The sequence below is a fragment of the Streptomyces sp. bgisy100 genome, from assembly GCF_057709105.1.
Genome location: NZ_JBYITE010000062.1, coordinates 1 through 20,929, shown reverse-complemented (window position 1 = coordinate 20,929; position 20,929 = coordinate 1). Strand labels below are relative to the sequence as shown.

Here is a 20,929-nt window from a genome sequence, read left to right as displayed (position 1 = left end):
ATCGAACGAAGGAGGGAGAATGCCTGGCGCGGACTGGGCGTTCGGCAGTTCAGAATAATTGCGCCGTGCTGTGGCTGGGAGGCTGGGGCCCGGTGTTGCAACGGAGTGTCAATGCGTGAAGGGTTCAGTCATACAGTCCGCGGGCTTATTCTCGGCGACCTGGAGCCCGGCCAGGTGCGCAGGGGTCTTGTCGACTCCGTGACGGACTTCGGGGCATTCGTGGACCTTGGAGGCCTGCATGCGCTGGTGAGCGCGGGCGCGTTGGGGCGTCGTTGAAGGATCTGGAGCCGGATCCGTTCCTTGACTTCGCGCGCACGATGCTGGGGTGCAGCCTTTCCGGCAGCGTGGTCAAGCTGGCGCCCATCGGCGTCTTCGTGGAGTTGGAGTCGGGTGTCACGGGCCTTCTGTCGCTCTCCGAAGTGGGCGGGGAAGGGCACGCCTTGGAGGTTGGGGACGGTGTTGCGGTGAAGGTCGCGTCCATCAATGTCCGCAAGCGACAGGTTTCGCTTCTCCTTGACTGACTCCTGTCGCTGCCCATCTGGCCGCAGAACTGGAAGTCGGTGGAGGCTCAGCCGACTCCCTCACCCATAACTCACCCGCAGCTCCTTCACCCCATTGATCCAAGCCGACCGCAGCCGCCGCGGTTCCCCCTCCAGGCGGATGTCCGGGACCGTGTCGGCGATGGCGTTGAAGATGAGGTCGATTTCCATGCGGGCCAGGCTGGCGCCCAGGCAGAAGTGGGGGCCTCCGCCGCCGAAGCCGAGGTGGGGGTTCGGGTCGCGGGTGATGTCGAACGACTCCGGGCGGTCGAAGACCTCCGGGTCGTTGTTGGCCGAGGAGTAGAACATGCCGACCCGGTCGCCCGCCTTGATGTGCGCCCCGCCCAGTTCTGTGTCCCGGGTGGCGGTGCGCTGGAAGGAGACGATCGGGGTGGCCCAGCGGACGATTTCGTCGGCTGTCGTCGCGGGGCGTTCGGCCTTGAAGCGTTCCCACTGTTCGGGGTGGGTGAGGAACGCGTGCATGCCGTGGGTGATGGCGTTCCGGGTGGTCTCGTTGCCGGCGACGGTGAGGACCAGGACGAAGAAGCCGAATTCGTCGGAGGTCAGGCTGCCCTCGTCCGAGGCGGCCACCAGCTTCGTCACGATGTCCTGGGCCGGGCACTGTTTGCGGGCGGCGGCCATGTTCATGGAGTACGAGATCAGCTCCATCGCCGACTCGACGCCGACCTCCTCGGTGACGGCCAGCTCCGGGTCGTCGTAGGCGGCCATCTTGTTGGACCAGTCGAAGAGCTTGAGGCGGTCCTCCTGTGGGACGCCGATGAGTTCGGCGATGGCCTGGAGCGGCAGTTCGGAGGCGATGTCGGTGACGAAGTTGCCCGACGGCTTCCCCGCCGCGCCGGAGACGATCCTGCCGGCGCGGGAGGTCAGGGCCTCCCGCAGGGCGCGGATCGCCCGGGGGGTGAAGCCGCGCTGCACGATCTGCCGCAGCCGGGTGTGCTCCGGCGGGTCCATGTTGAGCATGATCAGCTTCTGGACGTCGATCTGGTCGCGGCTGATGGACTCGTTGAACCGGATGATGGCGGTGTTGGTGTTCGAGGAGAAGGTCTCCGGGTCGGTGGAGACCGCCCTGACGTCCGCGTGCCGGGTCACCACCCAGTAGCCGTCGTCCTGGAAGCCCGCGATGTTGTGCGGCTGCGGGTTCCACCACACCGGGGCGGTCCGGCGCAGCTCGGCGAGTTCCGGGAGCGGGACCCGCTGCTGGTAGACGTCGGGATCGGTGAAGTCGAACCCTTCGGGCAGCGCTGGACAGGACATCGGCGACTCCATCTGACGGTCCATCAGAATCTCTCGGCAAGGTAGTAACGGGTTCTTCAAGTGGCAAGGCCCGAGGCGGTATCGGTTGTTGATGAGGCGCATGCACGCCCCTTGCGTACCGAAGGTAATAGTCAGCAGACTTCGAAGAGAACTAGAACGCGTACTAGTTCTGCCGTGGGCGCCGGGACGCCCCGCGGACGAGGAGAGGACGAGTCATGGCCGCTGAACCCGTCATCGTCGAAGCCGTACGCACTCCCATCGGCAAGCGCGGCGGCGCGCTCGCCAATCTGCACCCCGCCTACCTGCTGGGGGAGACCTACCGCGAACTGCTCGCCCGGACCGGAATCCAGCCCGACTGCGTCGAACAGATCGTCGGCGGCACGGTCACCCACGCCGGTGAGCAGTCCATGAACCCGGCGCGCAACGCCTGGCTCGCCTGCGGCCTGCCGTACGAGACGGCGGCGACCACCGTGGACTGCCAGTGCGGCTCCTCGCAACAGGCCAACCACATGGTCGCCAACATGATCGCGACCGGGGTCATCGACGTCGGCATCGGCTGCGGCGTCGAGGCCATGTCGCGGGTGCCGCTCGGCAGCGGATCGAAGCACGGGCCGGGCAAGCCGTTCCCGGACGAGTGGAATGTGGACCTGCCCAACCAGTTCGAGGCTGCGGAGCGGATCGCCCGCAACCGGGGCCTCACCCGGGAACGCGTCGACTCCCTCGGCCTGATGTCCCAGGAGCGGGCGGCGCGGGCCTGGGCCGAGGAGCGGTTCAAGCGGGAGACGTACGCCGTGCAGGTGCCGACCACCGAGGAGGAGCAGGCGGCCGGGCAGGGCATGTGGCGGCTCGTCGACCGGGACGAAGGGCTTCGCGACACCGGCATGGACGCCCTGGCCCGGCTGAAGCCCATCATGCCGACGGCCGTGCACACCGCGGGCAACTCCTCCCAGATCTCCGACGGCGCGGCGGCCGTGATGTGGGCCTCCAAGCGCATGGCGCGGGCGCTGAAGCTCAAGGCCCGGGCGCGGATCGTGGCCCAGGCGCTCGTCGGCACCGACCCGCACTTCCACCTCGACGGTCCCATCGACGCGACCCGCGCGGTCCTCGGCAAGGCCGGGATGTCACTCCGCGACATCGACCTGGTCGAGATCAACGAGGCCTTCGCGTCCGTGGTGCTCTCCTGGGCGCAGGTCTTCGAACAGGACCTGGAGAAGGTCAATGTGAACGGCGGCGCCATCGCACTCGGCCACCCCGTCGGCGCGACCGGCGCCCGGCTGATCACCACGGCCCTGCACGAACTGGAGCGGCGGGACGGGGAGTTCGCGCTGATCACGATGTGTGCGGGGGGTGCGCTGGCGACGGGGACGATCATCCAGCGGCTGTAGACCCACCGCCCCGCACACCCGGGCCGGCCCCGGCCCGTAGCAGCCGGGACCGGTTCAGTGCCCGTCCCCGTACCGGGCACGTCCCCACGCCTGTTCGAAAGTGGCCCGGTCGATGACCTCCGCGGAGAACTCGGGCTGCGCCCGCACGTCCTCGATCGGGCCGACCGGGATCTCGCCGAGTCCGATGTCGCCGCATTCGTGGGAGGCGTCCGCCCTCAGCAGGCGCCCGTCCCGGTACTCCTGGACCTTGCGGACCTCGTATCCGTCGTCGCCGATCTCGTTGTACAGCGTGACCGGTTCGACGTCGAAGTCATGCGTCCACCGCACTTTCCAGTACTGCATCGTCAGGTCCGCTCCGCTGCCGGGCCGGCGGATGGCCCGGCAGGCCCCCGGCCGAACGCCACCGGTGCCGCGAACGCCGCCCGGCGGCTCGCCCGGCGCAGCGCCCTGAGCACCGTGCCGCCGATGGTCAGGATCAGGACCGTCGTCAGCACGGCGCGCGGCAGATCCCAGCCCAGCGAGGTCGCCAGGCAGTAGGCGAGGAAGCGGACGAGGTTCTCGTGCACCGGGTCACCGGGGTCGAACGAGACGCCGGTGGCCGGACCGCCGAGGTAGGGCCAGCCCTGGAGGTTCATCACCGTGCCGTAGAGCACGGAGGAGACCGCCCCGTACGCCGCGAGCAGGAGCCGTTCGGCCCGGCCGCGCAGCCGGTCCGGTCCCGGGAGCAGCCCCGCGCCCATCGACACCCAGCCCATCGCGAGCATCTGGAACGGCATCCACGGGCCCACACCGCCGGTGAGCAGCGCCGAGGCGAACATGGTCACCGAGCCGAGCACGAACCCGAACCCCGGTCCGAGCACCCGCCCGGCCAGCACCATCAGGAAGAACATGGGTTCCAGGCCGGCCGTGCCCGCGCCGAGCGGGCGCAGCGCGGCACCGGCCGCCGCCAGGACGCCGAGCATGGCGACGGCTTTCGCCCCCAGGCCGGAGTCGGCGATGGTCGCCACGACCACCGCCACGAGGAGGGGGAGCAGGGCGGCGAACAGCCAAGGTGCGTCGGTGGAGTGGGCGAGGCTGGACGAGGGGTCGGCGAGCAGCGGCCAGCCGAACGCGGCCACCCCGATCGCCGAGACCAGGACGAGGGCGGCCACCGACCGGGCGCCGAGCCGGACGGCCCGGGGAGGCCGGACCGCAGCGGAACGGTCGGCCGCGGAGCGGGCGGCAGCGGCAGAGCCGGGAGCGGCAGAGCCGGTGGAATCAGAGCCGGCAGCAGCAGACCCGGTGGCGTCCGACCCGGTGGCGTCAGACCCGGCGGTGGCACCAGACCCGGCGGCAGCAGCGGACCCGGCCGGTGCGGGGGCCTCGCCGGTTCCGCGAGCGTCGACCGGCGCCTTGCCGTCCATGGCGCCGTCCAAGGCGCCGTCCATGATGCCGTCCATGACGATTCCGTCCCGGTCGTCCCGACTCTCCCAACCGTCCGAGGAACGAGGCGGGTTCACCGGCCGGCACCCCCCGCCCTCAACGCCTCCCGCACCTGGGACACCGTGAGCCAGCGCTCCGGCGTCAGGATCTTCGCGACCTGCGGTGCGAAGGCCGGGGAGGAGACCACGACCTCCGGGGTCGGGCCGTCCGCGACCACCTCGCCGTCCGCCAGGATCACCACCCGGTGGGCGAGTTCGGCCGCCAGCTCCACGTCGTGCGTGGCCATGACGATCGCATGCCCGTCCGCGGCCAGCCCCCGCAGGATCTCCACCAGCCGCGCCTTGGCCGCGTAGTCGAGGCCGCGGGTCGGCTCGTCCAGCAGCACCAGACGCGGGCGGGCCGTCAGCACGATGGACAGTGCGAGGGCCAGTCGCTGGCCCTCCGACAGGTCGCGCGGGTGGGTGTCGTCGGGGACGCCCGGCAGGAGCTCGGCGACCAGGGCCCGGCAGGAGCCGCGCGCGGCCCCCGCGTCCTCGTCGGCCGCCGTGCACTCCGCCGCGACGGTGTCCGCGTAGAGCAGGTCGCGCGGCTCCTGCGGGACGAGCCCGACCTGGCGGATCAGCTCCCGCGGGCTCGTCCGGTGCGGGGTCAGGCCGCCGACCGTCGCCGAGCCGCCGTCCGGCTCGTGCAGTCCGACCAGCGTGCCCAGCAGCGTCGACTTGCCCGCACCGTTGCGGCCCATCAACGCGACGGTCTCGCCCGGCCGGACGGACAGCGAGACCTGCCGCAGGGCTTCCGTCCGCCCGCGCCGCACCGACAGTTCCGCGGTGCCGACGGCCGGTTCCGCGGGCCCCGGGCCGGTGAGGGCGTCCGGGGCGAGCGGGGCCAGCCGCTCCCGCAGCGGCCCGGCGGCGCGGCGCGCGTCCCGGACCGAGAGCGGCAGCGGGGACCAGCCCGCGAGCCGGCCGAGGGCGACGACCGGCGGGTGGACCGGGGAGACGGCCATGACGTCCGCGGGCGCGCCGGTGACGACCTGCTCACCGGGGCCGGGCAGCAGAACGACCTGGTCCGCGTACTGGATGACGCGCTCCAGCCGGTGTTCGGCCATGAGGACGGTGGTGCCCAGGTCGTGCACCAGCCGTTGCAGGACGGCCAGCACCTCCTCCGCGGCGCCCGGGTCCAGCGCGGACGTCGGCTCGTCCAGGATCAGGACGCGCGGATGCGGGGTGAGCACCGACCCGATGGCCACCCGCTGCTGCTGGCCGCCGGACAGGCTCGCCAGGGGCCGGTCGCGCAGGTCGGCCAGGCCCAGCAGATCGAGGGTCTCCTCGACGCGGCGGCGCATCACCTCGGGGGCCAGCCCGAGGGACTCCATGCCGTAGGCGAGCTCGTCCTCGACGGTGTCGGTGACGAAGTGCGCCACGGGATCCTGGCCCACGGTGCCGACGACATCGGCGAGTTCGCGCGGCCGGTGCGTCCGGGTGTCCCGTCCGGCGACGGTGACCCTGCCGTGCAGCGTTCCCCCGGTGAAGTGCGGCACGAGCCCGCTCACCGCGCCCAGCAATGTCGACTTACCGACACCGGAGGGCCCGACGAGCAGGGAGAGTTCGCCCTCCGGCACGGTGAAGTCCACCTCGCGGAGGGCGAATCCGGGCGCCCCGTCATAGGCGACGGACACCTGCTCGAACCGGATCACGGCTTCTCCTCCTCGGGAGAACTGGAGGGATGGGAGGGGCGGAAGAGGCTGGAAGTACGCCGTGGACGCTCGGGGGAGACGCCCGGTGTGCCGCCGGAAGCGGCCGCGGACGGGCGGACTCCCGGCCGGCCGGACGCCCCGGGGAACGGCGGCGCCGGTGCCACGAACGCCGGGAGCAGGCCGAGCAGGACGGCGGCCGCGGGCCACAGCGGCAGCGACGGCGCGGCCAGCGGCACGACCGACGGATGCAGGGCCGCCGGATCCTGGGCCGCGCAACCGATCATCAGGGCGGCGACCGCGGCGCCGGAGCCGGAGACCAGCCACGCCCGCGCCCCCCAGACATCCGGGCGGTAGCGGCTGCGTACCGACCGGCGGCCGCCCAGCCGCAGCCCGGCGAGCGCCGCCGCGACCCCCACCAGCAGCAACGGCAGGCCGAACCCGGCGCCCTCGGCGGCCAGCAGACCGTACGTACCGGCGCAGACACCGAGCAGCCCGCCCAGCGTGAGGGCGGTCGTGGTGTGCCGGACCGCGGGCGGGACCTGTGCCGTGCGCCCGTAGCCGCGGGCGTCCATGGTGGCCGCCAGCGCCACCGAGCGCTCCAGTGCGCCCTCCAGCACCGGCAGCCCGATCTGCAGCACCGCCTTGATCCCCTTGTCGGGGCGCCCGCGCAGCCGGCGGGCGGCCCGCAGCCGCACCACGTCCGCGACGAGGTTCGGGGCGAACGTCATGGCGACCACCACCGCGACGCCCACCTCGTACAGCGCTCCGGGGAGGGATTTGAGGAGCCGGGCGGGGTTGGCGAGGGCGTTCGCCGCGCCGAGACAGGCGAGGAGCGCGGCCAGCTTCACCCCGTCGTAGAACGCGAAGACCAGGGACTCCAGCGTGACCCGGCCCCCGATCCGGACCCCCCGCGCCCAGTCGGGAAGCGGCACTTCGGGCAGGGTGACCAGCGTGGTGCTGCCCGGGATCGGTGAGCCGAGGATCACCGAGAAGACCAGCCGGATCACCACCACCGACAGGCCGAGCAGCAGAAACGCGCGGTAACTGCGGGCCCAGGGCGCGTCGGTGCGGCGCACGGCCACGACATAGCCCGCGACGGCCACGATCAGACCCAGCAGCAGCGGGTTGGTGGTCCGGGACGCCGCGGTGGCGAGCCCGAGGGCCCACAGCCACCACGCCCCGGCATGCAGGGCGTTGCTGCGCGTCGCCTCCGGCGCCCGCCGGCCCGTGGGGAGCTTCCGGGCCCACCCGGGGCGGGACCGCTGTGCCGGTGCGGAGGTCCGGGTGTCCGTCTCCGGGGCCCGCGCGGGCGCCCGGCCGTGCTCGCTGCTCATCCGCGGCGACGACGGGCCTGCCACCCGGCGGCGGCACCGAGGGCCAGTACGGCGGCGAGACCGGCGATCAGTCCGACGGACGGGCCGTCGTCACCGCCGTCCGTCTCCGACGAGGACGGGGAGCCCGCGGACGCGGACTTCCCGGCCGGGCCGTCGCTCTTGCTCGACTCGCCCCCGCCGTCGGCGACCTGTTCGCCGCAGCCCTTCTTCGGATAGCCGGAGACGGCGCAGAGCAGGGCGCCGGAGTCGTAGCGGAGCGGCTTCGCCACCGCCGCCAGCACCTCCGCGGCCGTCGCGTCCTGAGGGACGCTCGCGCACTCCGTACGGGACGTCGGCGGGTGCTCGCCGTCGGGCGCGTCCGCGGCCGTGCCGAAGTCCAGCACGACCGCGACGCGCTTGCCGCCCGCCTTGGTGGAGGTACCGGCGCAGACGGTGTCGAAACGGGCCGAGCCGCGCGGCTGTTCGGCATCCTTGGAATCCGCGCTGACGGCGAAGCGGAAGCCGCGCACCTCGCCGTCCGCGGGGCGTTCGGTGGCCGGGCCCTGGGTGGCGTACACCCAGTTCCCGCCCTTCCGGTCCCAGAACGACCAGTAGCGGTAGCCCTGGGCGTGGGCGGGCGCGGCGCCGAGCACGGCGAGCGCGGCCCCGGCCACGACGGCCGCGACAGCGACCCGGGCCGGGGCCGGACGGCCGGACCGCGACCGGAACGACGACCGGAACCCCATTCGGAACCACATCAGGAACAGAGACCGGAACCCCGTCCGGTGCTCACGGCCGAGGCCGGATGCGTGCCCGGTTACCGGGCCGGATGCCTGCCCGGGTACGAGCCCGGATCCGTGTTCGCCCTCGATCCCCGACACCGTCACGCTCCCGCCCCGCTCCGCCGCACCGCGCACGCCCACCACCATGCCTACGCCTTCTTCTTGCGGCCGCTCAGCAGGAAGCCGATCCCGATGCCCGCGACCAGGAACGCGCCGACCGTCCAGGCCGTCGACATGCCGTCCGAACCGCCCTCCTTGGCGTCCTGCGCGTCGCCGCCGTCTTCCGGGGCCTGCGCCGCCGGCTTCGGACCGGTGGCGTTCAGCTGCCGGACCAGGTCCCGCCCGCCGAAGTCCCGCGGGTCGGCGCCGGTCGCGTGGGCGGCGATGATCAGCGAGCCCAGGCCCGCCGGGTTGTCCTTCGACCAGGTCCGGGAGTGCCGCTCCAGCCAGGTGAGGGGGGAGCGGGCGGCGTCCAGGTAGCCGCCGGCCGCCAGGGCGATGACCGCGTCCGCCGTGTTGGCGTAGTCCGGGGCGGGCTTGTCGGCGCCCGGGGCGACGGCCGTCAGATGCCCGTCGGTCTTCTTCATGGCCGTGGCGAGGTACGCGGCGGAGGCGGCGGCCTTCGCCTCCGTGGCCGGCTCGTCCTTCGCGTCAGCGGATCCGCAGTCGAGCGGCTCGGCGTGCTGGGCGGCGCTCTTGATGGGCGGACCCAGCTGCAGTCCCCTGCCGACCAGGGCGAGCGCCCCGGCCGCGGTCGCGTCCGCGTTGGGCGCGAGCTTGCCCTTCTTGTCCGGCTGGTAGGCGAAGGCTCCGCGCTCATCCTTGTCGGCGTCGCAGCCGAGCAGGAATCCGTCCAGCGCCTCGTACGCCGACGTCTTCCCCTTCCGGGGCTTCACATCCGACGCATTCTCCCCCGCCGCGATGAGCGCGCCGATCACCAGCGAGGTGGAGTTGGCGTCGCTCGGGTCACCGGGGAAGTAGCTCCAGCCGCCGTCCTTGTTCTGCAGGGACTTCAGCCAGTTCACGGACTTCTTCACGGCGTCGCCGTGGCCGCCGAGCGCGGCCAGCGCCTGCACCGCGAGTGCGGTCGCGTTGCTGTCCACCGGAGTCTTCTTGTCGCACTCCTGGTCCGCGTCCGCGCGGAACTCCGCGAAGCCGCCCGAAGCGCACTGCTGGCCGGCCAGCCAGTCCACGGCCTCGGGGGCCGGCGTGACCTTCACCGTGTCCTGGGCGATCAGGGCCACCGACTGCCGCCAGACGGCGTCGAACTTCGGGTCCTTGGTGCCGTACAGCCCGGCCGGGAGCTTCGCCGGAGCCGCGGGCTTCGGTGAGTCGGCGGCGGACGCGGCCGGAGCGGCGGTCACGCACAGGGCGGCGGAGGCGGCCGTCAGCGCGACGGCGCGACGCAGTCTGCTGTGCCGGGACGGACCGCCCGGCCGGGGGCGCGGGGATATCTCCCCGGGGTGATGCAGCATCGGGCGGTGCCTTTCGGTGAGCGGACGCGGCCGGATCCGCTGCGCACCGCGCGGCCGTGCGGACGGGAGCGTGCGCACGCGGCGGGGCACCGGGCTCCGGCTCCGTATTCCTCGACGGTGCCGGTCCCCGGGCGCGGCCGTGGGACGGCCCGTCCGGAGACAGGAGCCGGTCACATCCGCCAGGGCACTCCGACTCGACGCCGTCGCGGCGCCTCACGGTTGCGGGTCAGTGCCGGAATTGCACCGGCTTTCCCCTGAGGGATGCGGTATCGACTGGCACACTCTACCGGCCCGTAGCAAGGGGCCCATGGGCGCCCGATGTCCCGAGCCGCCCGGGGGTGCATCGGAACCCGCCCAAGCACCCCGCCGGCCCCGCACCCGCCCCAGCACCCCGCCGGCCCCGCACCCCGCCGGCCCCGCCCCCGCGCCGCCCGGCACACGGCGCGCCCCGCCCCGCCTCGTACCGACCCGCCGCGCACGCGCCCCCGCACCGCCCCACGGGGTCGCACCGCCCGACCGTCCGCCCGGCTCCCTCTCACCGCCCGCCGCCCGGGAACTCCCCTCACACCGCCCGGTACGTCACCGGCTCGCTGCCCGGCACCGGCTCCGCCCGTCCCAGCGTCACCAGGCGCCGCAGATGCGCCTCCGCCTCCGAGACGGCGATGTTCCGTGACCCGGGGGAGATCTGCTCCCAGGGCCGGTTCCACTCCATGGCCTCGGCCAGCTGCCACGGGGTGAGCGCGCGGGCCCGCAGGAGGTCCCGCAGCCCGGCCAGCCGCGCCTCGTGGTGCGCCAGGAGCTGCCGCACCCGGGCCGCCGCGTCCGGGAAGGCGTACTGGTGGGCGGGCAGCACCTCGGCCGGGGCGAGGCGGCCGATCCGCTCCAGGGAGTCGAGGTAGTCCCCGAGCGGGTCGGTGACCGTGACGGCGTCGGGGTCCTCGTAGAGGCCGATGTGCGGACTGATGGTGGGCAGCAGGTGGTCGCCGGAGAACAGCCGGCCGTGGCCCGTCCGCCCGGCGGCCGGATGGTCCTCCTCCAGGTGCAGGCAGACATGGCCGGGGGTGTGCCCGGGCGTCCAGACGGCCCGCAGTCTCCGGCCCGGCAGATCGAGCAGTTCGCCGGGGACGACGGCGCGGTCGGGCAGTGCGGCCCGCAGACCGGGCAGCGCCGGATCCCGGCCGGACCCCCGGGCCGCGCGCAGCGGACGCAGATGATCCTCCGGCGCCCCGGCGGCTTCGAGCTTCCCGATCAGGTGGTCGAGCCAGAGCGCGGGCCGGGCCGCGCGGACCCGGCGCACGACCCGCGTGTCCGCGGGGTGCATCGCGATCCAGGCCCCCGACGCCTCGCGCACCCGCCCGGAGAGCCCGTGGTGGTCGGGGTGATGGTGGGTGACGAGCACGCCGTGCAGCTCGGTGACGGACGTGCCGCACGCCGCGAGTCCGGCGACGAGGGTGTCCCAGGAGGCCGGGTCGTCCCAGCCGGTGTCGATCAGAACCGGTCCGCGGCCGGTGTCCAGAAGGTGCACCAGCGTGTGGCCCAGCGGGTTGTCCGGGATCGGGACGGGGATGCTCCACACCCCGCCGCCGTGGTCGGTCACCGGGGCGGCCGGTTCCGTCATGGAGCCCTCCTCCATGGAGCCCCGCCCAGCGGATCGCGCCCCGAGCGAGCGGTGGAACGCGTTCTCCACCACGGTCGCCGGGACCGGTGCCCCGCGGGGCGGGAGGCGGCCGACGCATTGCCCACTGCAACGGGAACTGGTATCAGTTCTGATGCTGCGTCAGATATTAGCCGGGTCAGACGATTCCCGGGCGGCTTCGACGTTGAGGGCCGGCCGGACGGCGGGGAGGCAGGGCGATGACCGACCTCATCGAGCACGGACAGCTGTTCATCGGAGGCGCGTGGGTGGACCCGCTCGGCCCGGATGTGATCGAGGTGGTCTCGCCGCACACCGAGCAGGTCATCGGGCGCGTGCCGCACGCCTCGCGCGCCGATGTGGACCGCGCCGTGGCAGCCGCCCGCGAGGCCTTCGACCACGGGCCCTGGGCCCGTACCCCCCTCGCCGAACGGATCGAGGTGGTCACCCGGATCAAGGACGCGTTCGCCGTCCGGCACGAGGAGATCGCCCGGACCATCAGCGCGCAGAACGGCTCCCCCTACGCCTGGAGCGTCCTCGCCCAGGCCCTCGGCGCGATGATGGTGTGGGACGCGGCGATCACCGTGGCCCGGGACACCGCGCAGGAGGAACACCGGCAGGGGGCGCTCGGGCCGATCCTCGTCCGGCGGGAGCCGGTCGGGGTGGTCGCGGCCGTCGTGCCGTGGAACGTCCCGCAGTTCGTCGCCGCCGCGAAGCTCGCCCCCGCGCTGCTCACCGGGTGTTCGGTGCTCCTCAAGCCGTCGCCCGAGACCCCGCTCGACGCCTGGCTGCTCGCCGATATCGCGGCCGAGGCCGGGGTGCCCGAGGGCGTGCTCAGCATCCTCCCGGCCGACCGCGAGGTCAGCGAGTACCTGGTCGGCCACCCCGGCGTCGACAAGGTGTCGTTCACCGGCTCCGTGGCGGCCGGCAAGCGCGTCATGGAGGTCGCGTCCCGCAATCTGACCCGGGTCACCCTGGAACTCGGCGGCAAGTCGGCGGCGGTCATCCTCCCCGACGTCGACCTCGACACCGCCGTCGCCGGCATCGTCCCCAACGCCTGGATGAACAACGGCCAGGCGTGCGTCGCCCAGACCCGGATCCTCGCCCCGCGCAGCCACTACGACGAGATCGCCGAACGCTTCGCCGCCGCGGCCGGTGCCCTGGTCGTCGGCGACCCGCTCGACCCGGCCACCCAGATCGGCCCGCTGGTCACCCGCCGCCAGCAGCAGCGGTCCCTGGACTACATCCGGCTCGGACAGGAGGAAGGCGCCAAGGTGCTCGCCGGCGGCGGCCGGCCGGCGGCGCCCGACCGCGGCTGGTACGTCGAGCCGACGCTCTTCGGCGGTGTCTCCAACTCCATGCGGATCGCCCGCGAGGAGATCTTCGGCCCGGTGATCTGCCTGCTCCCGTACGAGGACGAGGCCGAGGCGGTCCGGATCGCCAACGACTCGGAGTACGGGCTGTCCGGCAGCGTCTGGACCGCGGACGTGGCCCACGGCATCGACATCGCCCGGCGGGTGCGCACCGGCACCTACTCCGTGAACACCTTCAGCCTGGACATGCTCGGCCCGTTCGGCGGTTACAAGAACAGCGGGCTGGGACGCGAGTTCGGGCCCGAGGGCTTCGCCGAGTATCTGGAGCACAAGATGATCCATCTCCCCGCCGGCTGGGAGGGCGACTGATGGGCGACCGCTGGCACATCGAGGTCGACCGCAGTGTCTGCATCGGCTCGGGCTTCTGCGCGGGCACCGCGCCCAGCGGCTTCCGGCTGGACTCCGCCCGCCAGTCCCACCCGGCCGAGCCCCGCACGGAGGCGTCCGAGGCGCTGCTGGAGGCGGCCGAGGGCTGCCCCGTCGAGGCCATCCTGATCAGCCTCGACGGCACGGGGGAGGCGGTGTTCCCGCCGGAGGAGTGAGCGGAGTGCGCCCGGCGCGGGCTGTTCCCGGCCGGGGCCCCGGGGTCGCAACCGGATCCCGGCCTTGAGATTCCGGTCCCTGCGACCGTCCGTGACGGCCCGTCGGACGCCCGTCGCCCACAACCCGCCAAGGCTTTCGCCGCCCCACATCCGCCATCCGATGTTTGAGCCTCGCCGCGAGGGAAACTCGGGCCCGGGTCGTCCTCCTCCCGGGCCCGTCCTCATGCCCGGGCCCGGGAGGGCGCACCGCCCGCCCGTGCCCCCGCCCGAGTCCCCCACGCATCCCGGCCGTTGCGACCGTTCCGCAGCACCCACCGTTCCCGGACCTCTCACCGCTCCCGCAGCCTCCATGCCCCCACCCGGCTCCACCGGCCGGTGCCAGGGACGCCGATGACCTGCGCTCCCGGGCCACAGCGCAGAGCTACCAGTCAGTAACGGAGCGTGTATTCTTCACGGTTGCTTCATGACACCCGTGACTGTCTCCGGCCCCCGGCCCCATGGAAATCTCATCCCGTCGAAACCGGCCCCGACAGCCGAGAGGGAGTGGGATGAGCAAGGGCTACGCCGTCTTCTGCGACGCCGACCGCCAGTTCTACGACGCTCCGCACCGGCTGCACGCGACCGCGGCCGACGCGGCGGGCGCCGCCGGCACGTCGCACGGGGAGGCCCTCTACGAAGTGGCGCGGCGCGAGGCCCCCGAGGGCTGGCAGCGCCACCGCTCCGGCGACTGGCTCGCGTTCCGTCCCCTCGACACCCGGCTGCCCGGCCAGGGCTGGAAGATTCACATCTCCGCCTGCCTGGACAACGCCGAGAGCATTCTCGACCGGGTCGGGGACCACTGCTTCTCCCGGGGCATCGCCTTCAAGTTCATGCCCAGCCGCTATCTGCTGCGCAACCGCAACGCCAAGTACGCGGACCGCGGCGGCAGCGGCAAGTTCATCACCGTCTACCCCGTCGACGAGGAGCACTGCCGCACCGTCGCCGAGGAGCTCGACGCGCTGCTGGCCGGTGAGCCCGGCCCGTACATCCTCAGCGATCTGCGGTGGGGCGCCGGGCCGGTGCACGTCCGGTACGGCAGCTTCACCGAACGCCACTGCTTCGGCCCCGACGGCGAGTTGTGCCCCGCCGTCGAGGACGGCGAGGGCCGGCTGGTGCCCGACCGCCGGGACCCGGCCTTCCACGTCCCGGACTGGGTGACCCTGCCCGACTTCCTGAAGCCGCACCTGGCGGCCCGGTCAGCCGTCACGACGACCGACATCCCGTACACCATCGAGCGTGCCCTGCACTTCTCGAACGGCGGCGGTGTCTACGTCGGACGCGACAGCCGCACCGGGGAGCAGGTCGTCCTCAAGGAGGCCCGGCCGTACGCCGGTCTGGCCGCGGACGGCGCCGACGCCGTGACCCGCCTGGAGCGCGAGAGGACGGCGCTGGAGCGGCTCTCGGGACTGGGCTGCACCCCCGAGGTGCGGGGGTGGTTCACCCTCGGCGACCACCGGTTCCTCGTCCTGGAGCACATAGCGGGCAAGCCGCTCAACACCTTCTTCGCGCGGCGGCACCCGCTGATCGAGGAGAACCCCGGGCAGGAACGTCTCGCCTCCTACACCGACTGGGCGCTGCGGATCCACCGCCTCGTCGAGGAGGCCGTCGAGGCGATCCACGCCCGCGGCGTGGCCTTCAACGACCTGCACCTGTTCAACATCATGGTCGCCGAGGACGAATCCTCCGTGGTGCTGCTGGACTTCGAGGCCGCGGCGCACATCGACGAGGGCCGCCGCCAGGTCGTCGCCAACCCGGGCTTCGTCGCCCCGGCGGACCGCAGGGGCTTCGACGTCGACCGCTATGCGCTCGCCTGTCTGCGGATCGCCCTGTTCCTGCCGCTGACCAGCCTGTTGGCCATCGACCGGGACAAGGCCGCGCACCTCGCGGAGATCGCCTCCCAACAGTTCCCGGTGCCCCGGGAGTTCCTCGACGAGGCGGTCGCCGAGATCACCCGCGGCTACGTCCCCGTCGATCCGCGTCCGGCCTCCCGTCCGGCACCGTCGGGCACCCGGCAGGGCAGTGGCTATCTGCCGGTGGACCCGGGCGACTGGCCGCGCAGCCGGGACTCCCTGGTGCAGGCGATCCTCGCCGCCGCCACACCGGAGCGGAAGGACCGTTTCTTCCCCGGTGACATCGCCCAGTTCGCGGCCCCCGGCGGCGGCGCCTGCTTCGCCTACGGCACCGCGGGCGTGCTGCACGCCCTCGCCGAGACCGGCGCACCGGACTGCCCCGAGGCCGAGGAGTGGCTGCTCCAGGCCACCGAGGACCCGGCGTCCGGGACCCCCTTCGGCTTCTACGACGGACTGTCCGGCATCGCCTGGGTCCTGGACCGGCTCGGCTACACCGAGCGCGCCCTCGCACTGCTCGACACCGTCTGCTCCCAGAACTGGGACGGGATCGCCCCCGACCTGCACAGCGGACTCTCCGGCATCGGCCTCGCCCTGGACGCCCTGGGCACCGCAACGGGCGACAGCACCCTGCACGACCGGGCCCTGCACTGCTCCCGGCTCGTCGCACGGGCCGCCGAACGGACCGCGGACGGCACACCGTCCGGCCGGCCGCCGCGCGCCGGGCTGCTGCACGGCGCCACCGGACAGGCCCTGCTCCACCTGCGGCTGTACGAACGCACCGGCGACCCGGCGCTGCTGGACCTCGCCGCCGACGCCCTCCGCCGCGACCTGGCCCGCTGCGTGCGCGGCGCCGGCGGGGCGCTCCAGGTCGACGAGGGCTGGCGCACCATGCCCTACCTCGGCGCGGGCAGCGTCGGCATCGGCATGGTGCTCGACGACTACCTCACCCACCGCCCCGACGAGCAGTTCGAGGGGGCGCGCCGCGAGATCGTCCGGGCCGCGCAGGCGATGTTCTACGCCCAGCCCGGTCTGTTCCGCGGCACCGCCGGCATGGTGCTCCACCTGAGCCGGACGACGACCGGCGGACCCGGCACCCGCGCCGCCGATGTGCGCCGCCAGATCGACGCCCTCTCCTGGGGCGCCGTCCCCTACCGGGGCCGGCTCGCCTTCCCCGGCGAGCAGATGATGCGGCTCTCCATGGACCTCAGCACCGGCACCGCCGGTTGCCTCCTCGCGCTGGGCAGCGCGCTGCACGACAAGCCCGTGCAGCTGCCCTTCCTCCCGGCGCCGACACCCGCCGCACCCGCGGCCCCAGAGCCGGCTTCCCTCCGGGAAGCCGTGGCAAGCACACCGTCCCCATGATGAAAGGAACACGACCATGTCGCTTCTCGACCTGCAGTCCCTGGAGACCCCGAAGGACGAGTCCGCCGAGGCCGCCCTGCACGGCAGCCGCGCGAGCCTGCTCCTCTGCGGTGACAGCAGCCTGAGCGTCACCACCTGTAACTGACCTCGTCCGCAACGCGAGGCGGGCTGTGCCCCGCGTGGCGGAGAGATCGTTGCGTCGGCCCCGGGCGGGATTCCCGTCCGGGGCCTCTCCGCAGCAGCCGTGCCGTACGGGTACGAAGAGTGGTGTACGGGCGGCGCGGACGGAGAGATGAGGACTTCACCGTTCATCGTCCCGCGCGGTACGCGCCAGGACAACCGCGCGTCACCGCCCGGCTGTTCCCACGGGCCGGGCAACCGGCACCCGCTCGGGACGTGGACCCGCCCGGCGCCGGCCCGGGCCACCCGACCGAGGACCCACCGCGTATGGCACCGACGTCCCCCGCCGCCCCGCCGACCGCACCCGAAGCCCCGTCCGGACCGCACCCCGGAACCCCGTCCGGCGACCCCGCGGCCGACGGACACCGGGCCGGACCCACGGGACTCCTGCTCACCGCCGCCCGGCTCAATGCCGGCCGCACCGCGGCCCTCGCGCTCCTCAGCACCGTGTCGGCCGCCGCCACCATCGCGCTGCCCGCGGCGCTCGGGCACACCCTCGACCTGGTGCTCGACGGCGGCCGGGGCCACGGCGCGTGGCTCGCGCTGTGCGCCGCGCTCATCGCGGCGGAGGTGCTGGCGGATGCCGCGGTCGCCCTGCTCACCGGCACCACCAACGCCCGCTGCGCCGCCTGGCTGCGCGGGCTCGGCCTGACCCACCTGCTGTCCGTCGGACCGTACCGGGCGGCCCGCTTCACCCCCGGCGACCTGGTGACCCGGCTGACCGGGAACGCCACCGAGGCCGCCACCGCACCCGCGACCGCCGCCACCGGCCTCGCCTCGCTGCTCACCCCGGTCGGCGGCCTGGTCGCCCTGGCGTTCCTCGACCTCTGGCTGGCCGCCGTGTTCCTCGCCGGCGTCCCGCTCCTCGCCCTCATGCTGCGGGCCTTCACCCGCGGCACGTCGGACTGCGTGGAGCGCTACCAGCGCGTCCAGGGCGACATCGCCGCCCGCCTGGTCGAGGCCCTGAGCGGCGCCCGCACGGTCGCCGCCGCCGGCACCGAGGCCCGGGAACGCGCCCGCGTCCTCGCCCCGCTGCCCGAACTGGGCGTCCAGGGGCGGCGCATGTGGCAGGTGTACGGGCGGGCCGTCGTCCAGGGCGGCATCCTGGTGCCGCTGCTCCAGACCGCGGTTCTCGCCGCGGGCGGGATCCGGCTCGCCGCCGGGGCCGTGAGCGTCGGCGAACTGCTCGCCGCCTCCCGCTACGCCGCCATCGCCGCCGGCGCCGGGGCCGTCGTAGGACAGCTGAGCTCCCTGGTCCGCAGCCGCGCCGCCGCCCGGCGCACCACCGAACTCCTCGCGGTGCCCCCGGTGCCCGCCGGCACCCGCCCCCTGCCCCCCGACGGGCCCGGCCGCCTCGAACTGCGCGCCGTCACCGCGAGCCGCGGCGGCACTCCGGTCCTGAGCGGCGTCGACCTGGTCGTCCCGGGCGGCACCACGCTGGCCGTGGTGGGCCGCTCCGGCGCGGGCAAGTCCGTCCTGGCCGCGCTCGCCGGCCGGCTGGCCGACCCGGACAGCGGCCAGGTGCTGCTGGACGGCGTGCCGCTGACCGAGGCCGAGCCCGGAGCGCTGCGCCGGGAGGTCGGCTACGCCTTCGAACGGCCGGAGCTGTTCGGCGGCACGGTGGGCGGGGCCATCGCCTTCGGCCCGTACGAACCGCCCCGGCCGGACATCGTCGCCGCGGCCCGCTCCGCCAGCGCCGACACCTTCGTCCGGCGCCTCCCGGACGGCTACCGCACCGCCCTCGCCGACGCGCCGCTCTCCGGGGGCGAGCTGCAACGCCTCGGCCTGGCGCGGGCCTTCGCACACGCCGGCCGGCTGCTGATCCTCGACGACGCCACCTCCAGCCTCGACAGCGTCACCGAACGGGAGGTGAGCGGGGCGCTCACCCGGGACGTGCGCTCCGGCACACGCCTCCTGATCGCCCACCGCGCCTCCTCGGCCGCCCGCGCGGACCTGGTGGCCTGGCTGGAGGACGGCCGGGTACGAGCGGTCGGCCCGCACGCCGTGCTATGGGAACACCGGGACTACCGCGCGGTGTTCGCCGGCGGACCGGGGGAGACCCGGTGACCCGCCACCGCCGGGAGAGCCCGCTGCGCCGCATCGCTCCCCGCGCCCGCCGCTTCCTCGGCCGGCGGAAGCAGGTCCTCCTGCGCCTGGCCGGCTGGTCGGTCCTGGAGTCCGCCCACACCTTCCTCGGCGGTTACGGCGCCGCCAAGGCCCTGGACGACGGCTTCCTGGCCGGGCGCACCGGAACCGGACTCGCCTGGCTCGCGCTCGCCGCGGCGGCCGTCCTCGCCGGAGGCCTGGCCACCCGCGGCGTCTTCCGCGGCCTGGCGGGACTCGTGGAGCCGCTGCGCGACGGCCTGGTGCGGCGGATCGTCTCCGACTCCCTCGCCGAGGCCGTCGCGGCACCCGCGGCCCGCGCCGGAAGCGGCGCCGTGTCCCGCCTCACCCAGCAGACCGAGACGGCCCGGGACAGCTTCGCCGGACTCGTCCTGGTCGCCCGCTCCTTCGTCTTCACCGCCGCCGGAGCCCTGCTCGGCCTCGCCTCGCTCGCCCCGCTGCTCCTGCTGGTCGTCCTGCCGCCGCTGGCCCTCGGACTGCTGCTGTTCGCCGCCACCCTGCACCCGATGGCCGCCCGCCAGCGCGAGTTCCTGCGCGCCGACGAGGCCCTGGCCGAGCGCTTCGGAGCGGTGTCGACCGGCCTGCGGGACATCGTGGCCTGCGGCGCCCAGGACCGTACGGCCGCCGAGGCGGAGCACCTCATCGCGGCCCAGACCCGGGCGGCCCACGCCCTGGCCCGCTGGGCCGCCGCCCGCTCCCTGGCCCTCGCGGTCGCCGGCCAGCTCCCCGTCGTCCTCCTCCTGGCCGCCACCCCCTGGCTGCTCGGCAAGGGCCTCACCGCAGGGGCGCTGCTCGGCGCCCTGACCTACCTGACCCAGGCACTGCTGCCCGCCCTGCACACCCTGATGACCGCCCTGGGCGCCTCGGGCACCCGCCTCCTGGTCATCCTGGACCACCTCACCGCCACCAAGCCACGCCCCGCACCCCCCATCACGCCACGGGCACCCCTCGACCCCGCACCCCCGCGGGTCGAACTCCGCTCCGTCACCTTCGCGTACGGCCCGGGGGCGCAGCCCGTCCTCCGCGACCTCGACCTGGTGATCGAGCCGGGCGAACACCTGGCGGTCGTCGGCCCCAGCGGCATCGGCAAGTCCACCCTGACCACCCTGATCGCCGGCCTGCGGGAGCCCGACACAGGCGCGATACACCTCCAGGGAAAGCCGCTGCGTCAACACCAACTGGCCCGCCTCCGGGTCCTGATCCCCCAACAGGCCTACGTCTTCACCGGCACCCTCCGGGACAACCTCCTCTACCTCTGCCCGGACGGCGCGGAACCCCGGGCACTCGAAGCATCGGCCCACGCCGTCGGCCTGGACGCCCTCTGGCACCGACTCGGCGGCCCGGACGCCCTCGTCGACCCCGCCGCCCTCTCCCAGGGAGAACGCCAACTGGTCGCCCTGGCCCGGGCCCACCTCTCCCCGGCCCCCCTGGTCCTGCTGGACGAGGCGACCTGCCACCTGGACCCGGCCGCCGAGGCCCGCGCCGAACAGGCCTTCGCCGACCGCCCCGGCACCCTGATCGTGATCGCCCACCGCATCAGCTCGGCCCACCGCGCCGACCGCGTCCTGATCCTCGACGGCACCCGAGCCACCTGCGCCCCCCACCACGAACTCCTGGAACGCTCGGACCTCTACCGCGACCTGACGGGCCACTGGCACACCGACACGGTGAACCACGGCGAGCATCACCCGGACCACCAACCCACCAGGCAAAGCAGCTGGTGGACGGGAGAGCACGGAGCCGGAAACGCACCAGCACCCGAACCCGCGGACACCCGGCTCCCCAACCCGCAGCCGGGGAAAGGCCGCTGACGGGAAGGGGACGGGGTCGGAAGGAGGGCGACCCCCGAACCGCGCACAGCGCTCGGACCACCAACGTGCCACCGGGGGAAAGCCGCGGACGAGACGGGAGGGGGACGGGGCCGGAGGGGTGGGGGGTT

At 73.9% G+C, this 20,929-nt stretch carries 17 protein-coding genes and 1 riboswitch; of the genes, 9 read left to right on the top strand and 8 right to left on the bottom strand.

Annotated elements, in window-relative coordinates; all coding sequences use genetic code 11:
* The first annotated feature begins 111 nt into the window (after nucleotides 1-111).
* Nucleotides 112-276 (top strand): S1 RNA-binding domain-containing protein, encoded by a 165-nt coding sequence (locus AC3EQ1_RS28425; RefSeq protein WP_432097190.1) that lies wholly within the window; start codon nucleotides 112-114, stop codon nucleotides 274-276.
* A complete protein-coding gene (locus tag AC3EQ1_RS28420) occupies nucleotides 273-521 on the top strand; it encodes a S1 RNA-binding domain-containing protein (RefSeq protein ID WP_432097189.1) in 249 nt (82 codons plus the stop codon). Before AC3EQ1_RS28425 ends, AC3EQ1_RS28420 begins: the two co-directional genes overlap by 4 nt.
* Before the next feature lie 60 nt (nucleotides 522-581).
* Here the strand turns inward: AC3EQ1_RS28420 and AC3EQ1_RS28415 are convergent, their stop codons facing one another.
* Nucleotides 582-1,814, bottom strand: a complete 1,233-nt coding sequence (locus AC3EQ1_RS28415) for a cytochrome P450 (RefSeq protein ID WP_432097188.1) — start codon at nucleotides 1,812-1,814, stop codon at nucleotides 582-584.
* 215 nt (nucleotides 1,815-2,029) lie between these two features.
* Between AC3EQ1_RS28415 and AC3EQ1_RS28410 the strand changes: the two genes are divergently transcribed.
* Complete coding sequence (locus AC3EQ1_RS28410; protein ID WP_432097187.1) at nucleotides 2,030-3,199, top strand: steroid 3-ketoacyl-CoA thiolase; 1,170 nt, start codon at nucleotides 2,030-2,032, stop codon at nucleotides 3,197-3,199.
* A gap of 54 nt (nucleotides 3,200-3,253) precedes the next feature.
* Here the strand turns inward: AC3EQ1_RS28410 and AC3EQ1_RS28405 are convergent, their stop codons facing one another.
* From AC3EQ1_RS28405 to AC3EQ1_RS28375, 7 genes are all read right to left on the bottom strand, one after another.
* Entirely contained in the window at nucleotides 3,254-3,541 is a 288-nt protein-coding gene (locus AC3EQ1_RS28405) for a DUF6881 domain-containing protein (RefSeq protein ID WP_432097186.1), read from the bottom strand.
* Nucleotides 3,542-3,543: 2 nt separating this feature from the next.
* Nucleotides 3,544-4,350, bottom strand: coding sequence for an ECF transporter S component (locus AC3EQ1_RS28400; protein ID WP_432097202.1), 807 nt, complete (start codon nucleotides 4,348-4,350; stop codon nucleotides 3,544-3,546).
* A 344-nt stretch (nucleotides 4,351-4,694) separates the two neighbouring features.
* Nucleotides 4,695-6,317, bottom strand: coding sequence for an ABC transporter ATP-binding protein (locus tag AC3EQ1_RS28395; protein ID WP_432097185.1), 1,623 nt, complete (start codon nucleotides 6,315-6,317; stop codon nucleotides 4,695-4,697).
* Nucleotides 6,314-7,651, bottom strand: coding sequence for a CbiQ family ECF transporter T component (locus tag AC3EQ1_RS28390; RefSeq protein WP_432097184.1), 1,338 nt, complete (start codon nucleotides 7,649-7,651; stop codon nucleotides 6,314-6,316). Before AC3EQ1_RS28390 ends, AC3EQ1_RS28395 begins: the two co-directional genes overlap by 4 nt.
* Nucleotides 7,648-8,376: an SCO2322 family protein gene (locus AC3EQ1_RS28385; RefSeq protein WP_432097183.1), complete on the bottom strand. Its 729-nt coding sequence runs from the start codon at nucleotides 8,374-8,376 to the stop codon at nucleotides 7,648-7,650. Before AC3EQ1_RS28385 ends, AC3EQ1_RS28390 begins: the two co-directional genes overlap by 4 nt.
* 185 nt (nucleotides 8,377-8,561) lie before the next feature.
* Nucleotides 8,562-9,887 carry an SCO2321 family membrane protein gene (locus AC3EQ1_RS28380; protein ID WP_432097182.1) on the bottom strand — a complete coding sequence of 442 codons (1,326 nt, stop codon included), beginning with the start codon at nucleotides 9,885-9,887 and terminating at the stop codon, nucleotides 8,562-8,564.
* Between the two features lie 174 nt (nucleotides 9,888-10,061).
* A riboswitch (adenosylcobalamin-variant (AdoCbl-variant) riboswitch) is annotated at nucleotides 10,062-10,156 on the bottom strand.
* A gap of 293 nt (nucleotides 10,157-10,449) precedes the next feature.
* Nucleotides 10,450-11,505, bottom strand: a complete 1,056-nt coding sequence (locus AC3EQ1_RS28375; RefSeq protein WP_432097181.1) for a Strvi_7410 family MBL fold metallo-hydrolase — start codon at nucleotides 11,503-11,505, stop codon at nucleotides 10,450-10,452.
* A gap of 236 nt (nucleotides 11,506-11,741) precedes the next feature.
* On the opposite strand from AC3EQ1_RS28375, the gene AC3EQ1_RS28370 reads away from it, so the two are divergent.
* The 6 genes from AC3EQ1_RS28370 (at nucleotide 11,742) to AC3EQ1_RS28345 (ending at nucleotide 20,801) form a co-directional block, all read left to right on the top strand.
* Entirely contained in the window at nucleotides 11,742-13,202 is a 1,461-nt protein-coding gene (locus AC3EQ1_RS28370; RefSeq protein ID WP_432097180.1) for an aldehyde dehydrogenase, read from the top strand.
* Complete coding sequence (locus AC3EQ1_RS28365; protein WP_432097179.1) at nucleotides 13,202-13,435, top strand: ferredoxin; 234 nt, start codon at nucleotides 13,202-13,204, stop codon at nucleotides 13,433-13,435. Before AC3EQ1_RS28370 ends, AC3EQ1_RS28365 begins: the two co-directional genes overlap by 1 nt.
* A 548-nt stretch (nucleotides 13,436-13,983) precedes the next feature.
* Complete coding sequence (gene lanKC, locus AC3EQ1_RS28360) at nucleotides 13,984-16,686, top strand: class III lanthionine synthetase LanKC (RefSeq protein ID WP_432097178.1); 2,703 nt, start codon at nucleotides 13,984-13,986, stop codon at nucleotides 16,684-16,686.
* 16 nt (nucleotides 16,687-16,702) lie between these two features.
* Nucleotides 16,703-16,831: a SapB/AmfS family lanthipeptide gene (locus tag AC3EQ1_RS28355; protein WP_388845285.1), complete on the top strand. Its 129-nt coding sequence runs from the start codon at nucleotides 16,703-16,705 to the stop codon at nucleotides 16,829-16,831.
* A 302-nt stretch (nucleotides 16,832-17,133) separates the two neighbouring features.
* On the top strand, nucleotides 17,134-18,933 hold the full coding sequence (locus AC3EQ1_RS28350; protein WP_432097177.1) for an ABC transporter ATP-binding protein: 1,800 nt from the start codon (nucleotides 17,134-17,136) through the stop codon (nucleotides 18,931-18,933).
* Nucleotides 18,876-20,801 (top strand): ATP-binding cassette domain-containing protein, encoded by a 1,926-nt coding sequence (locus tag AC3EQ1_RS28345; RefSeq protein WP_432097176.1) that lies wholly within the window; start codon nucleotides 18,876-18,878, stop codon nucleotides 20,799-20,801. The genes AC3EQ1_RS28350 and AC3EQ1_RS28345 overlap by 58 nt, the downstream gene beginning before the upstream one ends.
* The last annotated feature ends 128 nt before the right edge of the window (nucleotides 20,802-20,929 follow it).

Coding starts and splice junctions, on each gene's coding strand:
- AC3EQ1_RS28425 (WP_432097190.1), top strand. CDS start 112: ATGCGTGAAGGGTTCAGTCATACAGTCCGCGGGCTTATTCTCGGCGAC.
- AC3EQ1_RS28415 (WP_432097188.1), bottom strand. CDS start 1,814: ATGTCCTGTCCAGCGCTGCCCGAAGGGTTCGACTTCACCGATCCCGAC.
- AC3EQ1_RS28410 (WP_432097187.1), top strand. CDS start 2,030: ATGGCCGCTGAACCCGTCATCGTCGAAGCCGTACGCACTCCCATCGGC.
- AC3EQ1_RS28405 (WP_432097186.1), bottom strand. CDS start 3,541: ATGCAGTACTGGAAAGTGCGGTGGACGCATGACTTCGACGTCGAACCG.
- AC3EQ1_RS28390 (WP_432097184.1), bottom strand. CDS start 7,651: ATGAGCAGCGAGCACGGCCGGGCGCCCGCGCGGGCCCCGGAGACGGAC.
- AC3EQ1_RS28385 (WP_432097183.1), bottom strand. CDS start 8,376: ATGGGGTTCCGGTCGTCGTTCCGGTCGCGGTCCGGCCGTCCGGCCCCG.
- AC3EQ1_RS28380 (WP_432097182.1), bottom strand. CDS start 9,887: ATGCTGCATCACCCCGGGGAGATATCCCCGCGCCCCCGGCCGGGCGGT.
- AC3EQ1_RS28375 (WP_432097181.1), bottom strand. CDS start 11,505: ATGACGGAACCGGCCGCCCCGGTGACCGACCACGGCGGCGGGGTGTGG.
- AC3EQ1_RS28370 (WP_432097180.1), top strand. CDS start 11,742: ATGACCGACCTCATCGAGCACGGACAGCTGTTCATCGGAGGCGCGTGG.
- AC3EQ1_RS28365 (WP_432097179.1), top strand. CDS start 13,202: ATGGGCGACCGCTGGCACATCGAGGTCGACCGCAGTGTCTGCATCGGC.
- lanKC (WP_432097178.1), top strand. CDS start 13,984: ATGAGCAAGGGCTACGCCGTCTTCTGCGACGCCGACCGCCAGTTCTAC.
- AC3EQ1_RS28355 (WP_388845285.1), top strand. CDS start 16,703: ATGTCGCTTCTCGACCTGCAGTCCCTGGAGACCCCGAAGGACGAGTCC.
- AC3EQ1_RS28350 (WP_432097177.1), top strand. CDS start 17,134: ATGGCACCGACGTCCCCCGCCGCCCCGCCGACCGCACCCGAAGCCCCG.
- AC3EQ1_RS28345 (WP_432097176.1), top strand. CDS start 18,876: ATGGGAACACCGGGACTACCGCGCGGTGTTCGCCGGCGGACCGGGGGA.